Below are 18,737 nucleotides of genomic sequence, written 5' to 3' on the forward strand. Positions count from 1 at the left end.
CTCGGCATGAGCGGCTCAGGAAAGGCGCACCTGAGCCGCTCTCCTCTCAGCCCAAGCACAAAAGCGAGACAGAGATATGAACGTCGCCCCACGCCGAAAAGCAGCGGCAATTACAGGGGCTTCTAGCGTACACCTCCTCACTCAAGCCAATGAGACAAAGGAGGTGACGTTAGAGCGCCTCCAAAATGCCCGGAAGATAGTTGCCAAGCTCATTGCAGCTGGAAACACTAAATACTTACCAATTTTTCAGAGACTTACCCAAGAAATTGAGAGGTACCAGCAGGACGAAAGCGACCTCAATTTAGCCTTAAGGATTGCACAGCGATGAGGTCTATTCCTCCCTTAATCGGACAAGTAACACTCGCTGAGCACATACAGCCTCTCCTCTATGCAACAATGCATTGAGATATGCTCGCCGTTGGTGACCTTCAATCAGCAAATAAGGAAATTTTAACTCCACATCGTCGGGAGTTCGGTATCCATCCGGCGTCTCCAGAACAATCGGCGCATAGTCCCATTCTCCTGTCTCTTCAAATGGCTTAGAAGTGTGAGTAGGTTTACCTTCGATATCTCGATGAAGTGTCTCATAGGCGTGGGTTGGGTTTAGAGAATCAGGACAAAAATAAGTCCCAACATTGTCTAAGAAAAATCTCGGCTCCCATAGCACCTCCCGACACTCGAGCCTATCTAAAGGAACACATCTAAATTGTGTGAGGTCCCAATGACGATATGGCCACTGCTCAATCAGTTCGTCAGGTAAATTTGGAACGAGAAGCTTTACTCTATCAAGGTAGTCCCCCAACTTCTCAACTTGTGAACCGAGCCCCCTCTCCCCTAGAGGCTTGAACTCCCCTCTCCATAAATCATTACCAGTGATTTCCAGCACTGACCGCACTCCAGATCTTTCTCGCCGAACAGGCATGTTATAGGTTAAAGCAAATTTTAGTACACAACGTACAACAGCTCAAAGCAAAATACTCTGGACTAGGCATGACATTTGATGCGTTTGAAAAAGAAGTAATCAGGCAAATCGTACAAGGAAAAGACTTTTCAAGAAATGCACTCAACATTCTTAACAACTGCGGAATGTTGGCAAACGTTTCTCTGAGCATCGAAAGTGGACAGTTACTCATACATACTGCAACGATAGAACAAGACGATCTTGATCTCGCTCAAGAAGTTGGGCGGAAAGTATTTTTAACTTTAACATTGCTAAGTTGGCTAGAGAGCGAAGGCTTAATTGTTACCTATCAACCAGGCAAACAGATAAGAAAGTGAGCAACTTTGGGGGCTTATCTAAAGCAGAAGCTCACTCGTTACCAACTAAACTCCCAGATAAACAGCTCGCAGCTCTAATAGATAAGTATGCATTCTTGGAGTACATGCCACGGAGCTCCTTAGTCTCATATGTCAACAGTGGTTTCAGAACCGAATCCGAAATCAAATGGAATGACGAGAAAAGTAGAGCTACGAAAGCTCTCAGAGTTGCTTGGGTTGCATCGATATCGTCAGTTCTGGCCACCACAGCAACTGCCTATTTTGGCTGGGAAGAAAAAAGTAAGCCAACCCAAGTGATAGTTTCAATATCAGAGCAAGAAGAGATTGGCAGTACTCTAGCATCTTCCAAACTAGCGACCCGAAGTAGTGATAGCGTCGCCCACCATGCTTCTCGACAGCCACTAAAGCTCTGTAGCAACATTTCGGGCAATCCAGTTTGCTTGGTTATTGGCAAGAGCTATGTCCCCAGCCGCAGTAACAAACATCAGGATGATACCCGTTTGCAACCCTATCAACTCATGCGATGACATGAACGTTGGAGTGAAGAAGCTGCTGCATGCTGCATCAGGATTTTGAAAAGATTACAAAGGAACAATGGGTGCGAATGTCTACTTTAACCCTAACAATCATCGGCGCAGTACTTGCAGTAGCACTGGTAGCTGTAAATGTTTGGACAACCCTTCAAAGGGAGCACGAAACCACTCAAACGCTGCAACAGCGTGACAATGACAATGCGGCCGCACTCGAAGAGAGAGATGCCAAAAATGCGAAAATCTTAGAGAGACGTGACAAGAGAATTACAGAGCTGCAAGAGCAACTGAATGAAAAAACTGACAAAGTTACAACACTTCAAAGGCTTTTGCTTATCAAGTCCAATCAAGTTGAAGACCTACAACGTCAAGGATTAGGCAAACTAGAAGATCAGATTGGCCACGTAACTGGAGGCGACTCCTTCCCAGTTTTCTTGCTAGAACCCAATGGCAACCACAGCTCCCCTATCTGGGAGGCGCTAGCAGTAATCGAAGGGAAATTTGCATTACATCGGGTAGAAATCTCTGCTGTGCACCTAAGAGATGGCGCGAAACCAGAGATAGTTCACGCCCCTACGATTGAACGAATGCGACAAGGCCAGCCATATAACAACATCGGGTTGAGGTTTGATCTTAGAGGAGTTGATGAGCCAGAAATCATTATTAACTCCCGCGCAAACAACGGCTCCTTCCGGCAGGTCATAAAGTTCAAGCAGATCGATGGCATTTACAAATACGCATACAAAATCACGGACGGCATCGATCCAACGGTTGTTTTAAAAACCAAAGATTACGCCGATCTTCCCACAGTACAAATGAACTTATTATCTCGCGGCACACCATTTTTTGACAACACTCAGTAGAAGGCTAAGCATGCTATTGCATCACGTTTCAAAGCCAAACTACCACCCTCGCCGTATTTGGGGCGATTGTAAGAATGCCCCATCAACTCTACACGCAATCTTTGATCCACACCCGCTTCTAACATGTTCTCCTCAAATGAATGCCTCAGCGAGTATGGTGTATGCCGATCTGTTTCTTTCAGCCCATTCTCAGCCATAGCCTTATTGACCACCGCGCTCCAACGGTCAGACTTCAAGTAATAAGCCTGAACCCCTCCTCTCGCGACCAACTCTTTGGCAGCACTCAATGAGATGCCAAGCAGAGGAACATCGCGTGTTGACCATTTGGTTTTGAGTTTTCGTTTTACTGCCCCCTCGCGATACTCCTCGATACGAATGTACGGAACATCACATTCCAGGTTAAAGTCCTCCAGCCTTGCCCCCAGCAACTCCGAAGGACGTAAACCGGTGTTTATCAAGATTTTGAAAGCGAGCACTGCCTCATCGTTCGTGCCTCCAAATGCACCTTCAACCAAAAGCCGCGATGCAATCCAGTCACGAGAAAAAGACGGCCTATGGTCTTGCAAATCGTCTTGGGCCAACCGCAGTTGTAGAAAAGGGTTGGCGAGATCATCTTGCTTCAAATCTCGCCATGTCGAAAAGATCTTCGAAAGGTGGGTGAAGTCCTTGTTAGCAGTGCTCGGCTTAACATCCTCATCAGAGACACGATCCATCCACCACTCTCGAAGCTTCAAACCATCCTCTCTTGTCAGCTCGTAAGCGTTTTTGTCGCCCACGACAGTAATCAAGTTGGTGATTGCTTTGAGCCTCGGGTTCTTCCATTTGCGGATTTGGTCATCACTCTTCCCAAACAGCAAATCTGGAGTTAGTTCTATGTACTCCTCATAAAGCTTTGAGATTTTAAGTTCTGGTCTGTCCGCCCCGCCCAACAAACCATCTGCAACCACTGAGTTCTTTTTCGATTGCTCAGACTCTGGAATAGCCTCGATACGTTCCAGCAGGTGCCCAACAGGACCAGCAGCCACCTCGTCAAGCGACAAATAAGTAAACCCTTGCGTTTCAGCAAAGTTCACCGCAGCCTCATAATGAGCTTTAGCCCCGTCCTGATCCTCTGCTAACAGCGCTTCCCAATACGCTATGAGCCGCTCCTCAACTATAAGCGACTTGCGCCGAGCAACATCAGGACTGCTTGTTCTGAGAGAAATCTGGATACGAGCGCGCGTGTCTACTTGCGCATATCTTTTTGGGATACGCTTCACAAAATAATACACGCCACGACTGATCGTATGAGCCATTACGCAACCGTCCCACAACAAAATGTTATGTAGTTTGTTATGTAGAATGTTATGCAGTGAAGGGATTCAGAGTCAAGTTATCTCTAAACGTCGAGCATAAATCATTGATATAATTAATTAATTTTCATTTAAGGAAGAAATGGTAATGGCGGAGAGACAGGGATTCGAACCCTGGAGACGGTTCCCCGCCTACACACTTTCCAGGCGTGCGCCTTCGACCACTCGGCCACCTCTCCGCATTCCGCTCACCGGGTATGCCCGGCGGCGTGAGAGGGGGTATATGCAAAACTATTGGGGGGCGCAAGAGGTCTTTTCGATTTTTTTGCCATGTATCCCCACTCTGTGGAACCAGAATGAAAACAAAGGCATTTTTCTGCCTGTCTACGGGCAACCAATCACAATCCATTACGCAGTTTTGACTGGAATTTAAGAGCGTCTGGTATGCTTGTTCTGATAGGTTGCACCTTAGATTGCATGAGGTACTGTGGATACACGCAGGCTCATTGCGAGTTTAAAAGATAGCTGACAGAAAAAGGAAGCAGACACGTGGTTGGATTTTTTCTGCGTTTTATAGGTGTGTGGTTTGTCGCCATAGCGCTGGTCTCATTTGTCGTGGATGCCACTAAGAGCATTGCGACCTCCAGCTGGACCTCTTCACCACTGGGACTGATCTGGTTTGATCTGTCACCAGAAACGCTCAATGCATCCCAGGCGGCCATCCAGCGGTACGTGAGCCCTCTTCTCTGGGATCCGATTATTCAAAGCCTTTTGCTCATGCCGCCGTGGGTTATATTCGGACCTCTTGGACTAATTATGCTATGGTATGGCGACAAGCGGCGTCGCATCAGCACAACCCTGCTGTGATGCAGAGTTCTTACAGGTAAATGAATATGTCGTTTCTCAGAATGCTCTCAAACAAGTTTAAAATGCCGGATACAGGTACAGCGCTGCCAGGCCGGGATACACCAATCATGACTCCCGGAAAGCACTTCGTGAATGGTCATGATCTGAATGGGCCATATCCTGAAGGGATGAAAGAGCTCTATGTGGGCATGGGATGTTACTGGGGTGCGGAGCGCGCCTTCTGGGAACTGCCGGGTGTGTATGTAACAGCTGTTGGCTTTGCAGGTGGTGCAACAAAGAATCCGACCTACCACGAAACGTGTACTGGTCAGACCGGTCACACCGAAATTGTGAAAGTGGTCTACAATCCAGAAGAAATTTCTCTGGAACAACTTTTGAAGGTATTTTGGGAGCGTCACGACCCAACACAAGGAATGCGGCAGGGCAACGATGTGGGGACACAGTATAGATCTGCACTTTATTTGACGAGTGAGGCAGATATTGAGACGGCTAAAGAAACAGCCAAGTCTTATCAGGATGCCCTTAAGGAAATCGGCAAAAACGCAGGGATTACCACGGAAATCGGTCCTCTCGACGTATTCTATTATGCTGAAGAATATCACCAACAATATTTGGCAAAGAATCCAGATGGATACTGTGGCCTTTCGGGCACAGGTGCGACCTGCCCATTGCCGGTTTCGCCCCAATCCCCTAAGCAATAGGTGATCAAAAATAATTTATGGATAATTGCAACCTGCTAATATTCAGGGACCAAACTGGCGGTTTTTATTGATTTTGCAGGTTGCATGGTTTCGAAATACTTATTATTTTCAATTTTATTAAACTTGCATTTGTTAAATTGCAGTTTTAGGATTAATTCTAATGACGCTAAGTCAGAATCGTCAGGACAGTATTTTAGAGATTTAATTTATGATGAGAACCAATCATATTGCAGACCAACTTTCCGCGGTAAGTACAGCACTTGAAGATGCGAGTGTTGATGCTTACGGAGATCTTTCAACAAGTGCCGTCGCGGCTCTTCTTATTATGCGACGCTCTCCGGCCATCTCCATCGGTACAGTTGCGAAAGAAGTTCGTTTAAGCCATTCCGCAACCGTGCGCCTGATTGACCGTCTTGAGAAAGACTGGTTGGTCCGACGTCTGCGCCGCAGAGGCCGGGAAGTTATGGTCGAACTGACCGTTCGCGGTAAGCGTAAAGCCGTTGAAGTGGCTGAAGCACGCCGTAAAGCAGCTCATGCGCTGCTCGGTGACATCGATGAGAGCCAATTGGACAACCTCTCCTCTCTCCTTAAGTTCATCCTGAATGACGTGGAAAGCTCTGCTTGTACACGCTTCTGCTATGATGATCCGATGGAAGATGAACAGGTTGAAGAGAACGAACCGGCCTAAGGCTTAATTTTTCTGGTTTAGTTTTTTTTATTGATTTGAGTTTATTTTCCAAGCAAGAGCACCGGAGTGAACGCTCCGGTGCTCTTGCTTTTTACACTTCCCTCGCGTCCCATTAAGCTTCTCTTAAGCATAAATCTTATACAAATTACAACTAAGATTTGAATGGAGTAATTTACGCAATTCAATTTTGAGGGCCGCCTCTTTTAGAGGCGATTGCTGTGTGATTTCGCCCTTTCGTGCGTATTATTTCTTTCATTCGACCAAGTGGTTACGGCTGCGATTGTGCTGTCTGACTGCTTGAGGTTGTGCGCATTCCTCTTTGTTATCAGAGAGTTATAAATCCGGAATGCGTTTAATAATTGGGTGGATGTATTTGGGTGTGTCATGCACCAATACAATTAAGGGAAGACCTGAAATGAGTGCTGCAGTCGGATTTGAAGAAGAGGTAGGCCAATCTGACACGGGTTCAACCAGTTGGCCGATTGCCTTGGGTTGGGTTCTTGCTCTCCTGAGCTTTGGGATGAGCTGGGCTGGTGATACCGGCACAATGAGCATTCTTTCGGGATCAGCTTTCCTTCTTGCTGCTATTCCAACCGCATTGTGGCTGAAAGACAAGGAATCCGGTGCAGCTTACCTAGCTTCTGGCATTTGCCTCGCCATTTTGGCCGCGGTTGCAAGCATTGCTGCTGCTCTTGGTGGATATGCAGAAGGCTGGCAAGTGGACTTCAACATCCTGTTCTTTGCCCCGCTGGTTGTTTTGGGTTCTTCTCGCAATGGCGGCGCACTTGGCAGTTTCCTTGCAATTTCCGCAATTTATCTTCTTGGTAGCTTGTTCGTTTTGCCTGACTTCCTCGTGAGTGATCAGAGCACCATGTCTGGTAACCTCATCATTCTGGTTCTTCTCGCTGGCGTGACGATGGCCTTCCTGAGCGGTCAGGACGATGCTGAAGCTTCTAACGCGGCAGACAATGCTGCTTCCGCTCAAGCAACAGTGGTTGCAGCTGAAGTTGCAGAGAACGAACAGAAGATTGCAGAGCAATCCGAACGTATCGCATTCTTTGAAAAGCACATTTCCGGGCTGCGTGACGTGGTGGATGGGCAGCTGAAGAGCCTTTCACAAAACACGCATAGCATCGTATCTGCTTCCAAAGGCCTGGAGAACGCGACGCATAAATGCTCTGGTCATACCACTGAAGTTGTTTCCTCCTCTGATTCAGCATCCGGCAATGTTCAGACCGTTTCTGCTGCTTCCGAAGAGCTTTCCTCCTCTATTTCCGAGATCGCCCGCCAGATTGCGCAGGCCAACGACATGGTTGAAGCTGCAACCCGCGGTGCGCAGGAGACCAACGACACCATTGGCAGCCTTGCAGAAGCTGCAAGCCGCATTGGTGAAGTGGTTACGCTCATTCAGGCGATTGCTGAACAAACCAATCTGCTGGCCCTTAACGCCACCATTGAAGCTGCCCGCGCCGGAGAAGCAGGCAAAGGCTTTGCAGTTGTAGCCGCGGAAGTGAAAGAGCTGGCCAACCAGACCTCCAAAGCGACTGAAGAGATTGCGTCTCAGGTGTCCGCAATTCAGGGCAGAACCCGGGAAGCTGTGGACGCAATTGGCTCCATCACGTTGACCATGGATGACGTGAACGCCCACACTGGTGCCATTGCGGAGGCAATAACCCAGCAGGGTGATGCGACCAATGAGATTTCAGCTAATATTGCAGCTGCAGCTGACGGCACCATGGCAGTTTCCCAGAGCATTGCCAGCTTGAGTGAAGCCATGAACGAGGCAACAGGCTCCGTCTTCGAAGTCACTGAGAAAGCCAATAAGGTTGATGGGGATCTCAATGAAGTTCACGATACGCTGGAGCGCTTCTTCCACGACGTTGCTTAATCTGCGCTACAAATTCTGATGAAACGGGGCACCTTGGTGGCCCGTTTTGCGTTTGAGCGACGCTTCTGCTCTTCTGAAACGGCTGCCTTGAGGGGAATTTTCGGATTTTTGGGCTGAAATTGATCACAATTTACGCAATATTACTCAAGAAACGGACTTGGAGACAATTTTATGATTGCCTTGGTCTGACGGGCTGGTATTGAGCATTCTTAATAAGGGTAACCCAAATAAGAATGGACAGGTATGGCGCAGTTTGCGTTTGGAACAGTACTTTTTGTCGACAGGCTTAGCCATGAGCCTGCGCGTCTCTTCCAAGCTCCAAAGCGCGTGCTGACCTGCCAAACTCTCTCTGAGGTCCCTCAGTTTCTTCAGCAACTGGAACAAGAGCGCAAAGCGGGCCACCATCTGGCAGGCTTCTTTTCCTACGAATTTGGCTTTGCGTTTGAAGAGAAGCTGAAGCAGCGTTTTAAGGGCACAGGCAATGTGCCTCTTGCCTGGTTCGGCGTCTACGATGCACCTCAGCTTTTGACCCGAGATGAAGAAGCCCAATGGTTGGTTGAGGCTGCAGGCAATGAAGCCACCCCTTCCATTCACATCAACCAGTTTGACATGAGCAAAGGCGACTATGAGAGCGCTTTTGCCAAAACGCAGCAGCATCTGGCACAAGGTGACATCTACCAGATCAACCTCACCATGCGTGCTGAGCTTGAGCAGACTGGAAGCGCAGCTGCCTTGTTTGACAATCTGCTGTTTCAGCAACCGGTTGGATATGCTGCCCTTTTGCATCTGGGTGATCAGAAAGTTCTCTCGATTTCTCCGGAACTGTTTTTGGAGCGCAAGGGCAAGCAACTGACGACACGCCCGATGAAGGGCACAGCTCAGCGTGGGCGCACGAGCGAAGAAGATGCGCGTGTTCGGGACTGGCTGCAGAGTGATGTGAAATCACGCGCCGAGAACACCATGATCCTTGATCTGATGCGCAATGACCTCTCTCGCATCACCAAAGCAGGCAGTGTTTGTGTTCCGTCTCACTGTGAGGTTGAGCAATACCGTAGCCTGTTCCAGATGACCTCTACCACCACTGGTGAGCTGGTGGATGGAGCTGAACTGCCCGAGATTATTGAAGAGCTGTTTCCGTGTGGTTCCATCACCGGAGCGCCGAAGCTTTGGGCTATGGAGATCATTGATGAGCTGGAAAAGAGCCCGCGCGGGATCTACACCGGCTCCATTGGAATGATTGAGCCCAATGGCGATTTCACCTTCAATGTGGCGATCCGCACTCTGGTGATTGACGAGGATGGCGCTGCTGAAATGGGGACAGGCTCGGGTGTTGTATTCGATTCCGGTGCCTCGCCAGAATATGATGAATGCCTGCTGAAACTGAACTTCCTGAAGGCGTCAGAAGAGCGTTTCACCCTGTTTGAAACTATGGGCTGGACGCCTGACGAAGGCTACACGTTACTGGAACGTCATCTGCAACGGATGGCCGACAGCGCGTCTTACTTCGGTTTCAACTGGAATCTGGATCAGGCGTTGAGCATGCTTTCAGACCATGCTGCAGTGTTTGATCGCGATATGCGGGTTCGGCTTGATCTCTACGAAGACGGACAGTTCATGCTGACGGCACAGGAAATGCCGGCAGCAAGCGGTGATGACTGGCGGATCTGCCTTGCAGACGAGCGTGTGCATTCACAGGACCGGTTCCTGTTCCATAAAACCAGCCTGCGCGGATTTTACGATCAAACCCGCGCAGAGTATGCTGCTAACTATGGATGTTCCGAGGTCATTTTCCTCAATGAAGCGGGATATCTGACAGAAGGCAGCTTCACCAATCTGTTTATCCGCAAGGACGGTAAGTTGCTCACCCCTGCTCTTACGCATGGGTTATTGCCGGGAGTTTTCCGCGCTGGTTTGCTGGAGCATGGATATGCAGAGGAAGCGGATCTGACTGTGCATGATTTGCGCACAGCAGACGCTGTCTATGTTGGTAACTCCCTGCGGGGATTGATGAATGCCAGCCTCGTTTCCGTCAGCGCTGACGTAAGCTAGCGCGTCTCTGCTTGGGATCGGCGATGGCATTCCACTGCATCTTCAATACCTTCTACACAACTGACCAATGCTATAGCGGAATCTGGCCCTAAACCCCTCCGCTGGCTCAGGCTAGGTTTGACTGCATATCAGAATGTGCAGATCACAGCCGTGCCTGTGACGTGATGGGGAGGACTTGTGCCATGAAAATGACGACCGAAGAGGCCTTTGTAAAAGTGCTTCAGATGCACGGAATTGATAACGCCTTTGGCATTATTGGTTCTGCCATGATGCCGGTTTCGGATCTCTTTCCTGCCGCAGGTGTCAAGTTTTGGGATTGCGCCCACGAGTGTAACGCAGGCATGAGCGCGGATGGATACTCCCGTGCAACCGGTAAGATGAGCATGGCGATTGCTCAGAACGGTCCAGGTATTACCAACTTCGTAACACCGATCAAAACAGCTTACTGGAACCATACACCTCTGCTGCTTGTTACCCCGCAGGCCGCCAACAAGACCATCGGACAAGGTGGCTTTCAGGAGATTGAGCAGATGGCTCTCTTCGAGGATATGGTTTGCTATCAGGAAGAAGTTCGTGATCCTTCCCGTATTGCGGAAGTGCTGAACCGTGTGATTGAGAAAGCCTGGCGTGGGTGTGCTCCGGCGCAGATCAACATACCGCGGGATTTCTGGACGCAGGTGATCGACATCGAACTGCCGCAGATCGTGCGCATGGAAAAGCCGCGTGGTGGTGTGCAGTCCATTAAGAAGGCTGCTGAGCTGCTGTCTGATGCAAAGTTCCCTGTCATTTTGAACGGCGCAGGTGTTGTGTTGAGTGGCGCTATTCAGGCGTCTGCTGCTTTGGCGGAGAAACTGAGTGCACCGGTCTGTTGTGGCTATCAACACAATGATGCGTTCCCCGGCAATCACCCGCTTTCCGTTGGCCCGCTTGGCTATAACGGCTCAAAAGCAGGCATGGAGATGATCTCGAAAGCGGATGTGGTGCTGGCTCTTGGAACGCGCCTCAATCCGTTCTCTACTCTGCCTTGCTATGACATGGATTACTGGCCGAAAGATGCCAAGGTCATTCAGGTCGACATCAACTCTGACCGGATCGGGTTGACCAAGAAGGTGAGTGTCGGCATTCAGGGGGATGCTCGTGCTGTGGCAGAGCAGATCCTTGAAGAACTGGCGGACCATGCAGGCAATGAAGGGCGTGAAGATCGAGAAGCGCTGGTGCATCATGCGAAGTCTGCCTGGTTGCAGGAGCTCTCCTCCATGGATCACGAGGATGATGATCCGGGTACAAGCTGGAACGAGCGCGCCCGTACTCGCGAGCCTCAGAAGATGTCTCCACGCATGGCATGGCGGGCTATTCAGGCGGCGCTTCCGAAAGAGGCGATCATCTCCTCTGACATTGGCAACAACTGCGCCATTGGCAATGCCTATCCCAGCTTTGATGAGGGGCGGAAGTATCTTGCTCCGGGTCTGTTCGGGCCTTGCGGTTACGGCTTGCCTGCCATTTTGGGCGCAAAGATTGGTCGTCCTGACGTGCCAGTGGTTGGGTTTGCCGGTGACGGTGCCTTTGGTATTTCCATGAACGAGATGACCGCGTGTGGTCGTGATGACTGGCCACCCATCACCATGGTGATCTTCCGCAATTATCAATGGGGTGCGGAGAAGCGCAACACGACGCTGTGGTACGACGACAACTTCGTTGGCACTGAGCTCAATCTGGAAGTGCAATACGCCAAGATTGCAGAAGCTTGCGGCCTGAAGGGCATTCAGGTGTTCGGCACTGATGAACTGACCAAGACCCTGAATGACGCCATTGAAGGCCAGATGGAGCGTAACGAGACCACGTTCATTGAGGTGATCCTCAACCAGGAACTTGGTGAGCCTTTCCGCAGAGACGCCATGAAAGCACCTGTTGCTGTCGCTGGCATCAACGCGGAAGATATGCGCGAACAAGAACTCGCGTAAGTCCCCCAGCAGTGCCCATCTCACCTCCTCAGAGAGGGGCATGAACCTTAAAGCCCGCGCAGCTGACCACTGCTCGGGCTTTTTTCTTTTGAAGCATCTGCTGAACAATTGAGGTTGCCTGTAGTTCAGGCTTCGAATAGGCTCACCAGCACTCTTTCTCACATACCGCCTCTTCAGCCTGCGAGTGCTACACCTCTTCTGGAACCTTCATTATGCTTATCGTTTTGAATGGCTATCCCGGTATCGGGAAGTTGAGCATCGGGCGAGAATTAGCAGACAGGTTAGATGCTCGCCTGTTAGACAACCACACAGTTTGGAATCTGGCATTTGCTCTGACAGAACGGAAAACACCCGCCTTTTACGAGAGCATAAAGGCAGTTCGTCGCCTCGCCGATGACCTGATTTTCCAGCTGCCGGATGGGGTACCGGTGGTTATGACAGAAGCCCTGACTGCAGGAAGCGCTTTCTGCGAAGAATATTGGACTGGTCTTGAAGAACTGTCACTGTCTCGCGGACCTCTCCTCGTGGTGCATTTGCACTGTGCTTTGGAAGAAAACAAGCGACGCATTCAGAGCTCAGAAAGAGAACTCAAACGCTAACCACGCGATGCCGACTACGCGGTTCAAAACCACCAAAGAGCAAGGGGCCTCCTCGGTAAAGATGCAAAACATTTTATGGAGCTGGATGTTACTGAACTGACAGCTGCAGATGTTGCAAAAGAGATCGCTAACTGGGTCGAGTACTTTAAAGCTGAGCATATTTAGGCAGCAGCATCGCACCTATCAGATTAGAAGAACACCTCGCACGCCGTGCGAGGTGTTGTCTTGAGTTATGCGCTTTCCAGTTCCTTCACACCGCGCATACGCAGGCTTTTGGGGTCGTACATCGGTTTGAAGGATGCTTCTGCGTCGCAGAGTGTGCCTTCGACGTCGATCTGGTAGCTGGAGGCGAGCATGTCTTTGATTGTTTCGCCTTTGCATGGCACGTAGCCAAGGCCAATGGCACCGCCCAGAGTGTGACCGTAGTTGCCGGAGGTGAGATATCCGATGATCTCTCCATCGCGTAGAACAGGCTCGTTGTGGTGCAACAGCGGTTCTGCCTCTTTTAGCTTGAACTGCAGCATGCGGGATGAGAGACCCTCTTCCTTCTTGCGCAGCACAGCCTCTCTGCCAATGAAGGAAGTTTTGCTGGTGTTCACAGCAAAGCCAAGACCTGCTTCAAGAACGTGATCTTCCTCAGTTATGTCATGACCGAAGTGGCGAAAGCCTTTTTCAATACGCAAAGAATCCATTGAGTGGAGGCCGCAGAGTTTCAGGTCAACGTCGGCACCTGCTTCCACCAGAGTTTCATAGGCATGAGCGGCCATATCAGTTGAGACGTACAGTTCCCACCCCAGTTCTCCGACATAGGAAACACGATGCGCACGAGCAAGGCCCATCCCGAGTTCAATCTCCTGCATCGTGCCGAAGGGATGATTTTCGTTGGACCAGTCGTGATTAGAGACCTTGGAGAGCAGCTCTCGCGATTTCGGCCCCATCACAACCAAGGTCGCTTCGCCCGATGTGATGTCGGTGATCACGACGTTTGCTCCGCCCTTGCGCTTGTTGAGCCAACTGAGTTCTCTGATAACAGTGGCAGCGGGAGTTACGAGCAGGTACGCGGTTTCAGAAAGGCGGGTGACGGTAAGATCGGCTTCAATGCCACCGCGATCATTGAGGAACTGTGTGTAGACAATCTTGCCGATTGGCACAGACATATCTCCGCCGCACATATGATTGAGCAGGTCTTCTGCATCCGGGCCTTCCACGCGGATTTTCCCGAAGGAAGACATGTCGTAGAGACCGACATTGTTGCGTATGGCGAGGTGTTCGCGTTTGGAGTTTTCGAACCAGTTCTGGCGTTTCCAGGAGTAGTCGTAGTTTGGGGCCTGCCCCTGCTCTGCGAACCAGTTTGCGCGTTCCCAACCAGCAACTTCACCAAAAGCTGCGCCTGCTTGCTTGAGATGTTCATGAAGTGGAGAACGACGGACACCGCGTGCTGTAGCTTTCTGGCGGAAGGGGAAGTGGTCAGCATAAAGCAGGCCGAGCGTTTCTTTCGAACGCCGATAGAGGAACGTTTTGTTGCCCATGAACGGCTGCATGCGCCGGATATCAACGTCGGAAATATCAAAGGGTGGATAACCATGCTCCATCCAATGCGCAAGCGCCATGCCTGCGCCACCTGCCGATTGAATACCGATGGAATTGAAACCAGCACAGACAAAGAAATTCTTCAGTTCCGGTGCTTCACCCAGATGATAGGCATCATCCGGAGTAAAGCTTTCAGGGCCGTTGAAGAAGGTGTGAATACCGGTCACTGCCAGTTCAGGGAAACGATTGACCGCTTGTTCCAGAATGGGTTCAAAGTGTTCGATGTCTTCTGGTAGCTGATCAAAGCAGAAATCATCGGAGATGCCCTGCATGCCCCATGGCTTTGCGATGGGTTCAAAAGCACCAAGCAGGATCTTACCAGCATCCTCTTTGTAGTAAGCGCATTCATCTGGCACGCGCAGGGTGGGGAGTTGGGGAAGGCCTGCGATATTATCTGTGACCATATAGAAATGCTCACAGGCATGCAGCGGCACGTTGACGCCAGCCATTTTGCCCAGTTGGTGCGCCCACATACCAGCGCAGTTGACCACATAATCGGCTGCAATATGGCCTTGCTCATCACTGCCATCTCGCTGCCAAGAGACACCGGAGACTGCACCATTCTTCTTAGCAATGCCTGTAACTTTAATGCCCTCAAACACCTGCGCGCCGCGTTGGCGAGCACCTTTGGCAAGAGCAAGCGCAATGTTACCCGGATCCCCCTGCCCATCCTTTGGCAGGTAAACAGCTGCTGTTACATCCTCAGCATTTACATAGGGATAGCGATCCAGAAGCTCTGAGGTGGAGATTTCTTCTACTTCCACGCCAAACGCCCGTGCCATTGCAGCTGAACGCAGGATCTCGCTGCGGCGTTCTTCGGTCAAGGCAACTGTGATTGAGCCATTGCGGCGGAAACCGGTTGCGATTTCAGTTTCAGCTTCCAGCTCGCCATAAAGCTCCTGCGAGTATTTTGCCAGACGCGTCATGTTTTTGGATGCTCGGAGTTGAACGATCAAACCTGCTGCGTGCCAGGTGGTACCGCAGGTGAGCTGCTTACGCTCCAGCAGCACGATGTCCTGCCAGCCAAGCTTTGCCAGATGATACGCAACTGAGCACCCGGCAATGCCGCCGCCAATAATCACGACACGCGCATTTTGCGGAATAGACTTCGTCATTGATCGCCTCCCCTCAACCTATTTGAAAAACAAAAGAAGAGCACAAATGTGCTCTTCTCAAAACAATACTTTCTTCGATCTATTCAGCAGTGAGCGTTTTCCTCATTGCGTCCACGATCTCATCAACGTGATTTCGCTCTGCAATGAACGCTGGTGCCAGAATGGCTGTGTCCCCCGTCCATTTGGCGTGACAGCCGTTCCAGAACAACCGCTTTTGCATCTCGTTGCCGCGGATGCCCGGTTTACCGGGAAGCGGGTGAACCTCTACGCCACCCATGAGCCCATAACCTCGAATATCCTTTACAATCGGGATATCCTGCAGTGACCATATCGCATCAAGAAAGTAATCGCTCAGCTCCGCTGCCCGATCAAACAGGCCTTCCTCCTCATAAATCTTGAGCGTCGCAAGACCTGCTGCACAGGCTGCAGGGTGCGCCGAGTATGTGTACCCATGGAAGAACTCGATGGCATTTTCTGGCGCTGCTTCTGTGATGGTGTCATAGACCTGATCCGACGCTGCAACGGCCCCCATCGGGATTGCTCCGTTGGTGAGTGCCTTAGCCAGCGTGATGATGTCTGGCATTACGTTGAATGCATCCACTGCAAACGGTTTGCCGAGACGTCCAAAGCCAGTGATCACTTCATCGAACACCAGCAGAATGCCGTGCTCATCACAAATCTGGCGGACACGCTCCAAATAACCTTTTGGCGGGACGAGCGTTCCGGTAGAACCCGCAACAGGCTCAATGAACACAGCAGCTATTGTGGAGCCGCCGTAGGTCTCACAGAAGCGCCGCAGATCATTTGCCAGTTCCACACCGGTTTCCGGTTGACCTCTTGTGAAGGCATTCTCCTCGTTCCACGTATGGCGCATCATGACGATGTTTGGCATGACAACCGGGAAGGTTTCGCGGTTTTTGACCATACCTGCCAAAGAGACCCCGCCCATATTCACGCCATGGTACGCCCGCTCTCGGGAGACAAAGCGGGTGCGCTGCGCATCACCGTTGGCACGATGGAAGGCCATGACCATTTTCAGCGCGGTATCGATGGCTTCGGAGCCCGAATTCACAAAGAACACGTGATTGAAAGGCTCCGGCATAATTTTGGTGAGTTTGGCTGCAAACTCAAAGGATGTCGGCTGGCCCAGCTGGAAGGGCGCTGTGTATCCGTTCTGCATCATTTGAGCATGAACGGCATCTGCAATTGACTTGCGCGCATGGCCTGCTGGCACGTTGAACAAGCCAGAAGACCCGTCTACCAGTCGGTCACCGTTCTGATTCCAAAGGTACATTCCCTCTGAACGGGTGATGAGACGCGGTGCGCTTTTAAATTCTTTGTTTGCGGAAAACGGCATCCAGTGTTGCTCAAGAGAATTGGTTTTCGTTTGTTCAATCGGCTCTGCAAGGACACTCATCTCGATCTTTCTCCTAGAACACTGAGTTATTCGCCAACAGTTCCCCAGAGGTACTGTGAGAAATATCTTGTCGCCGAAATAATAGGTCAGATAGGTCCAGTTGTTCTTGACCATAGAGCCAGATGAACTCATGCTGATACTTCACTCGTGATTTGGAGGGAGGGGCCAGCCATGAGATACAGCTTGTTTTCCGTTGACCGGGATGACAGTACGACGCTGCAAAGCCAGATCAGGGAGATGCTCGTCTCTGCTATTCTTTCCGGCCAACTTGCTGAAAACACACCGGTTCCTTCAACGCGAGCACTGGCGAAGCGGTTAAGTGTTTCACGAAATACGGTCATGTTGGCCTATCAGGCACTGGCGGCGGATGGGTATTTAATCACCCGCGAACGATCCGGGTTTTATGTGTCACCAGAGGTGATTGAGAATCTGGGACAGCTGCCTGATCGGGTCCAGCCCAAGGAACAAGTTCCCGGTGATCGTGTGGATTGGGCTTCCAAGTTGAGGCTTACACCATCCACTCAATTCAATATTTTGAAGACCGAGAACTGGCACAGCTATCCCTACCCGTTCATCTACGGCCAGGTGGACCCAACGCTGTTTCCCATCAGTGCGTGGCGGGATTGTGTGCGCCAGACAATGAGCATCAAATGGCTGGATGCCTGGACGGATGACCGCTTTACGGCTGATGATCCAATGTTGATTGAGCAGATCCAGCGCCGCATCTTGATCCGGCGCGGTGTGATTGCTGAATCTGACGAGATTCTCGTGACGATGGGGGCGCAGAATGCTCTGTTTCTGATTGCGCACTTGTTCGTGAAGCCGGATACACCTGTTGCAGTGGAAGACCCCGGATATCCTGATGTGCGAAACATCGTGCGACTCAGGAGCTCCGACATAAGGGCCATTCCTGTGGATGAGGAAGGCATACGGGCCGATATGCTTGGGGATGCCAAGCTGGTGTATGTGACGCCGAGCCATCAGTTCCCAACCAACACCACGATGACGATGAAACGGCGTCGCGAGGTGCTGGAATGGGCGGCCCAGTCCGACGCTCTGATTATTGAAGATGATTATGAGTACGAGACCAACTATCGCGGGCAACCGACTGCCGCTTTGCGGTCTGTCGATGCATCCGGGCGGGTGCTTTATGTGGGAAGCCTTTCCAAGTCCATCATGCCGGGGTTGAGGATTGGATTTATTGTGGCGCCGAAGCCGGTGATCAAGGAAATCCGCGCCATGCGGCGGCTGATGCTCCGCCATCCGCCGGGCAACAACCAGCGCAGTGTTGCGCTGTTTCTGGCACAGGGCTCACAGGACGCGCTGATCAGTAAGCTGCACCATGCTTATTCAAGTCGCTGGAATGCGCTAAGCGAAGCTATGGAAACGCATTTTCCCGGCTGGGCGCAGGTTTCTGCGTTTGGTGGATCGTCCTTCTGGGTGAGCGGGCCACCTGAACTGGATGCGACAGTTCTTGCACAAGAGGCGCTGAAGCAGGGCGTATTGATTGAACCGGGGAACGTGTTCTTTGCAGATGCGAACCAAGGTAAAAACTATTTCCGCCTTGGCTTTTCTTCAATCCACGCCGATAAAATTCCAAAGGGCATAGAATTACTATCAGAGACCGCAGATAAATTGCTGCGTCGCAGCACAAAAAGTAGTGATTGCTCATATACATCAGCATGAACATGGGATTCTTCGTTTATTTATACAGAGGAACCACTGTTATTGAGAAGATCCAACCTAATCTTCCGCAGAGATATAGAGAATAATATTGGCAGATTGGGCACTTATAAATGAATGAGGGTCGAGAAATACTGTCTGGTTCCATCGGGTTTCACCAACTGGCACTACCGGGACCTGCGGTTTCATAGTGTCCTCAATTGCTGAAAGCTTAGG

General features: G+C 50.7%; 14 protein-coding genes and 1 tRNA gene. 10 read left to right on the forward strand and 5 right to left on the reverse strand.

Annotated features, from left to right (window positions below; all coding sequences use genetic code 11):
* Positions 1 to 331: 331 nt before the first annotated feature.
* Positions 332 to 886 carry a hypothetical protein gene (locus tag PsWM33_RS12315; RefSeq protein WP_063300435.1) on the reverse strand — a complete coding sequence of 185 codons (555 nt, stop codon included), beginning with the start codon at positions 884 to 886 and terminating at the stop codon, positions 332 to 334.
* A gap of 104 nt (positions 887 to 990) precedes the next feature.
* Here PsWM33_RS12315 and PsWM33_RS12320 point away from each other — a divergent pair, with 104 nt between their 5' ends.
* Positions 991 to 1,278 carry a hypothetical protein gene (locus tag PsWM33_RS12320; RefSeq protein WP_063300436.1) on the forward strand — a complete coding sequence of 96 codons (288 nt, stop codon included), beginning with the start codon at positions 991 to 993 and terminating at the stop codon, positions 1,276 to 1,278.
* A gap of 556 nt (positions 1,279 to 1,834) precedes the next feature.
* Complete coding sequence (locus PsWM33_RS12330) at positions 1,835 to 2,671, forward strand: hypothetical protein (protein WP_063300438.1); 837 nt, start codon at positions 1,835 to 1,837, stop codon at positions 2,669 to 2,671.
* Here the strand turns inward: PsWM33_RS12330 and PsWM33_RS12335 are convergent.
* Both PsWM33_RS12335 and PsWM33_RS12340 read right to left on the reverse strand, forming a co-directional pair.
* On the reverse strand, positions 2,665 to 3,966 hold the full coding sequence (locus PsWM33_RS12335) for a phage integrase (RefSeq protein ID WP_063300439.1): 1,302 nt from the start codon (positions 3,964 to 3,966) through the stop codon (positions 2,665 to 2,667). The two genes, PsWM33_RS12330 and PsWM33_RS12335, sit on opposite strands and share 7 nt — an antisense overlap.
* A gap of 146 nt (positions 3,967 to 4,112) precedes the next feature.
* Positions 4,113 to 4,202: transfer RNA gene (locus PsWM33_RS12340), tRNA-Ser, on the reverse strand.
* Positions 4,203 to 4,512: 310 nt separating this feature from the next.
* Between PsWM33_RS12340 and PsWM33_RS12345 the strand changes: the two genes are divergently transcribed.
* The 7 genes from PsWM33_RS12345 to PsWM33_RS12375 all read left to right on the forward strand — a co-directional run bounded on the left by PsWM33_RS12345 (position 4,513) and on the right by PsWM33_RS12375 (position 12,716).
* A complete protein-coding gene (locus PsWM33_RS12345) occupies positions 4,513 to 4,830 on the forward strand; it encodes a hypothetical protein (protein ID WP_208981041.1) in 318 nt (105 codons plus the stop codon).
* 26 nt (positions 4,831 to 4,856) lie between these two features.
* Positions 4,857 to 5,531: a peptide-methionine (S)-S-oxide reductase MsrA gene (gene msrA / locus PsWM33_RS12350; RefSeq protein ID WP_063296235.1), complete on the forward strand. Its 675-nt coding sequence runs from the start codon at positions 4,857 to 4,859 to the stop codon at positions 5,529 to 5,531.
* Positions 5,532 to 5,739: 208 nt separating this feature from the next.
* Positions 5,740 to 6,219, forward strand: a complete 480-nt coding sequence (locus PsWM33_RS12355; protein WP_063286691.1) for a MarR family winged helix-turn-helix transcriptional regulator — start codon at positions 5,740 to 5,742, stop codon at positions 6,217 to 6,219.
* 415 nt (positions 6,220 to 6,634) lie between these two features.
* Entirely contained in the window at positions 6,635 to 8,107 is a 1,473-nt protein-coding gene (locus tag PsWM33_RS12360; RefSeq protein WP_063300440.1) for a methyl-accepting chemotaxis protein, read from the forward strand.
* Between the two features lie 243 nt (positions 8,108 to 8,350).
* Positions 8,351 to 10,156: an aminodeoxychorismate synthase component I gene (gene pabB, locus PsWM33_RS12365; RefSeq protein ID WP_063300441.1), complete on the forward strand. Its 1,806-nt coding sequence runs from the start codon at positions 8,351 to 8,353 to the stop codon at positions 10,154 to 10,156.
* A 182-nt stretch (positions 10,157 to 10,338) separates the two neighbouring features.
* Positions 10,339 to 12,117 (forward strand): sulfoacetaldehyde acetyltransferase, encoded by a 1,779-nt coding sequence (gene xsc / locus PsWM33_RS12370; protein ID WP_063286688.1) that lies wholly within the window; start codon positions 10,339 to 10,341, stop codon positions 12,115 to 12,117.
* 212 nt (positions 12,118 to 12,329) lie between these two features.
* Positions 12,330 to 12,716, forward strand: coding sequence for an AAA family ATPase (locus tag PsWM33_RS12375; protein ID WP_063300442.1), 387 nt, complete (start codon positions 12,330 to 12,332; stop codon positions 12,714 to 12,716).
* Between the two features lie 230 nt (positions 12,717 to 12,946).
* On the opposite strand, the gene PsWM33_RS12380 is transcribed toward PsWM33_RS12375, so the two are convergent.
* Positions 12,947 to 15,421: a GcvT family protein gene (locus tag PsWM33_RS12380; protein ID WP_063300443.1), complete on the reverse strand. Its 2,475-nt coding sequence runs from the start codon at positions 15,419 to 15,421 to the stop codon at positions 12,947 to 12,949.
* Positions 15,422 to 15,500: 79 nt separating this feature from the next.
* Positions 15,501 to 16,838 (reverse strand): aminotransferase class III-fold pyridoxal phosphate-dependent enzyme, encoded by a 1,338-nt coding sequence (locus PsWM33_RS12385; RefSeq protein WP_063300444.1) that lies wholly within the window; start codon positions 16,836 to 16,838, stop codon positions 15,501 to 15,503.
* A gap of 171 nt (positions 16,839 to 17,009) precedes the next feature.
* Between PsWM33_RS12385 and pdxR the strand changes: the two genes are divergently transcribed.
* A complete protein-coding gene (gene pdxR / locus PsWM33_RS12390; protein WP_063300445.1) occupies positions 17,010 to 18,524 on the forward strand; it encodes a MocR-like pyridoxine biosynthesis transcription factor PdxR in 1,515 nt (504 codons plus the stop codon).
* Positions 18,525 to 18,737: the final 213 nt, after the last annotated feature.

The sequence above is a fragment of the Pseudovibrio sp. WM33 genome (assembly GCF_001623165.1).
Classification (GTDB): domain Bacteria; phylum Pseudomonadota; class Alphaproteobacteria; order Rhizobiales; family Stappiaceae; genus Pseudovibrio.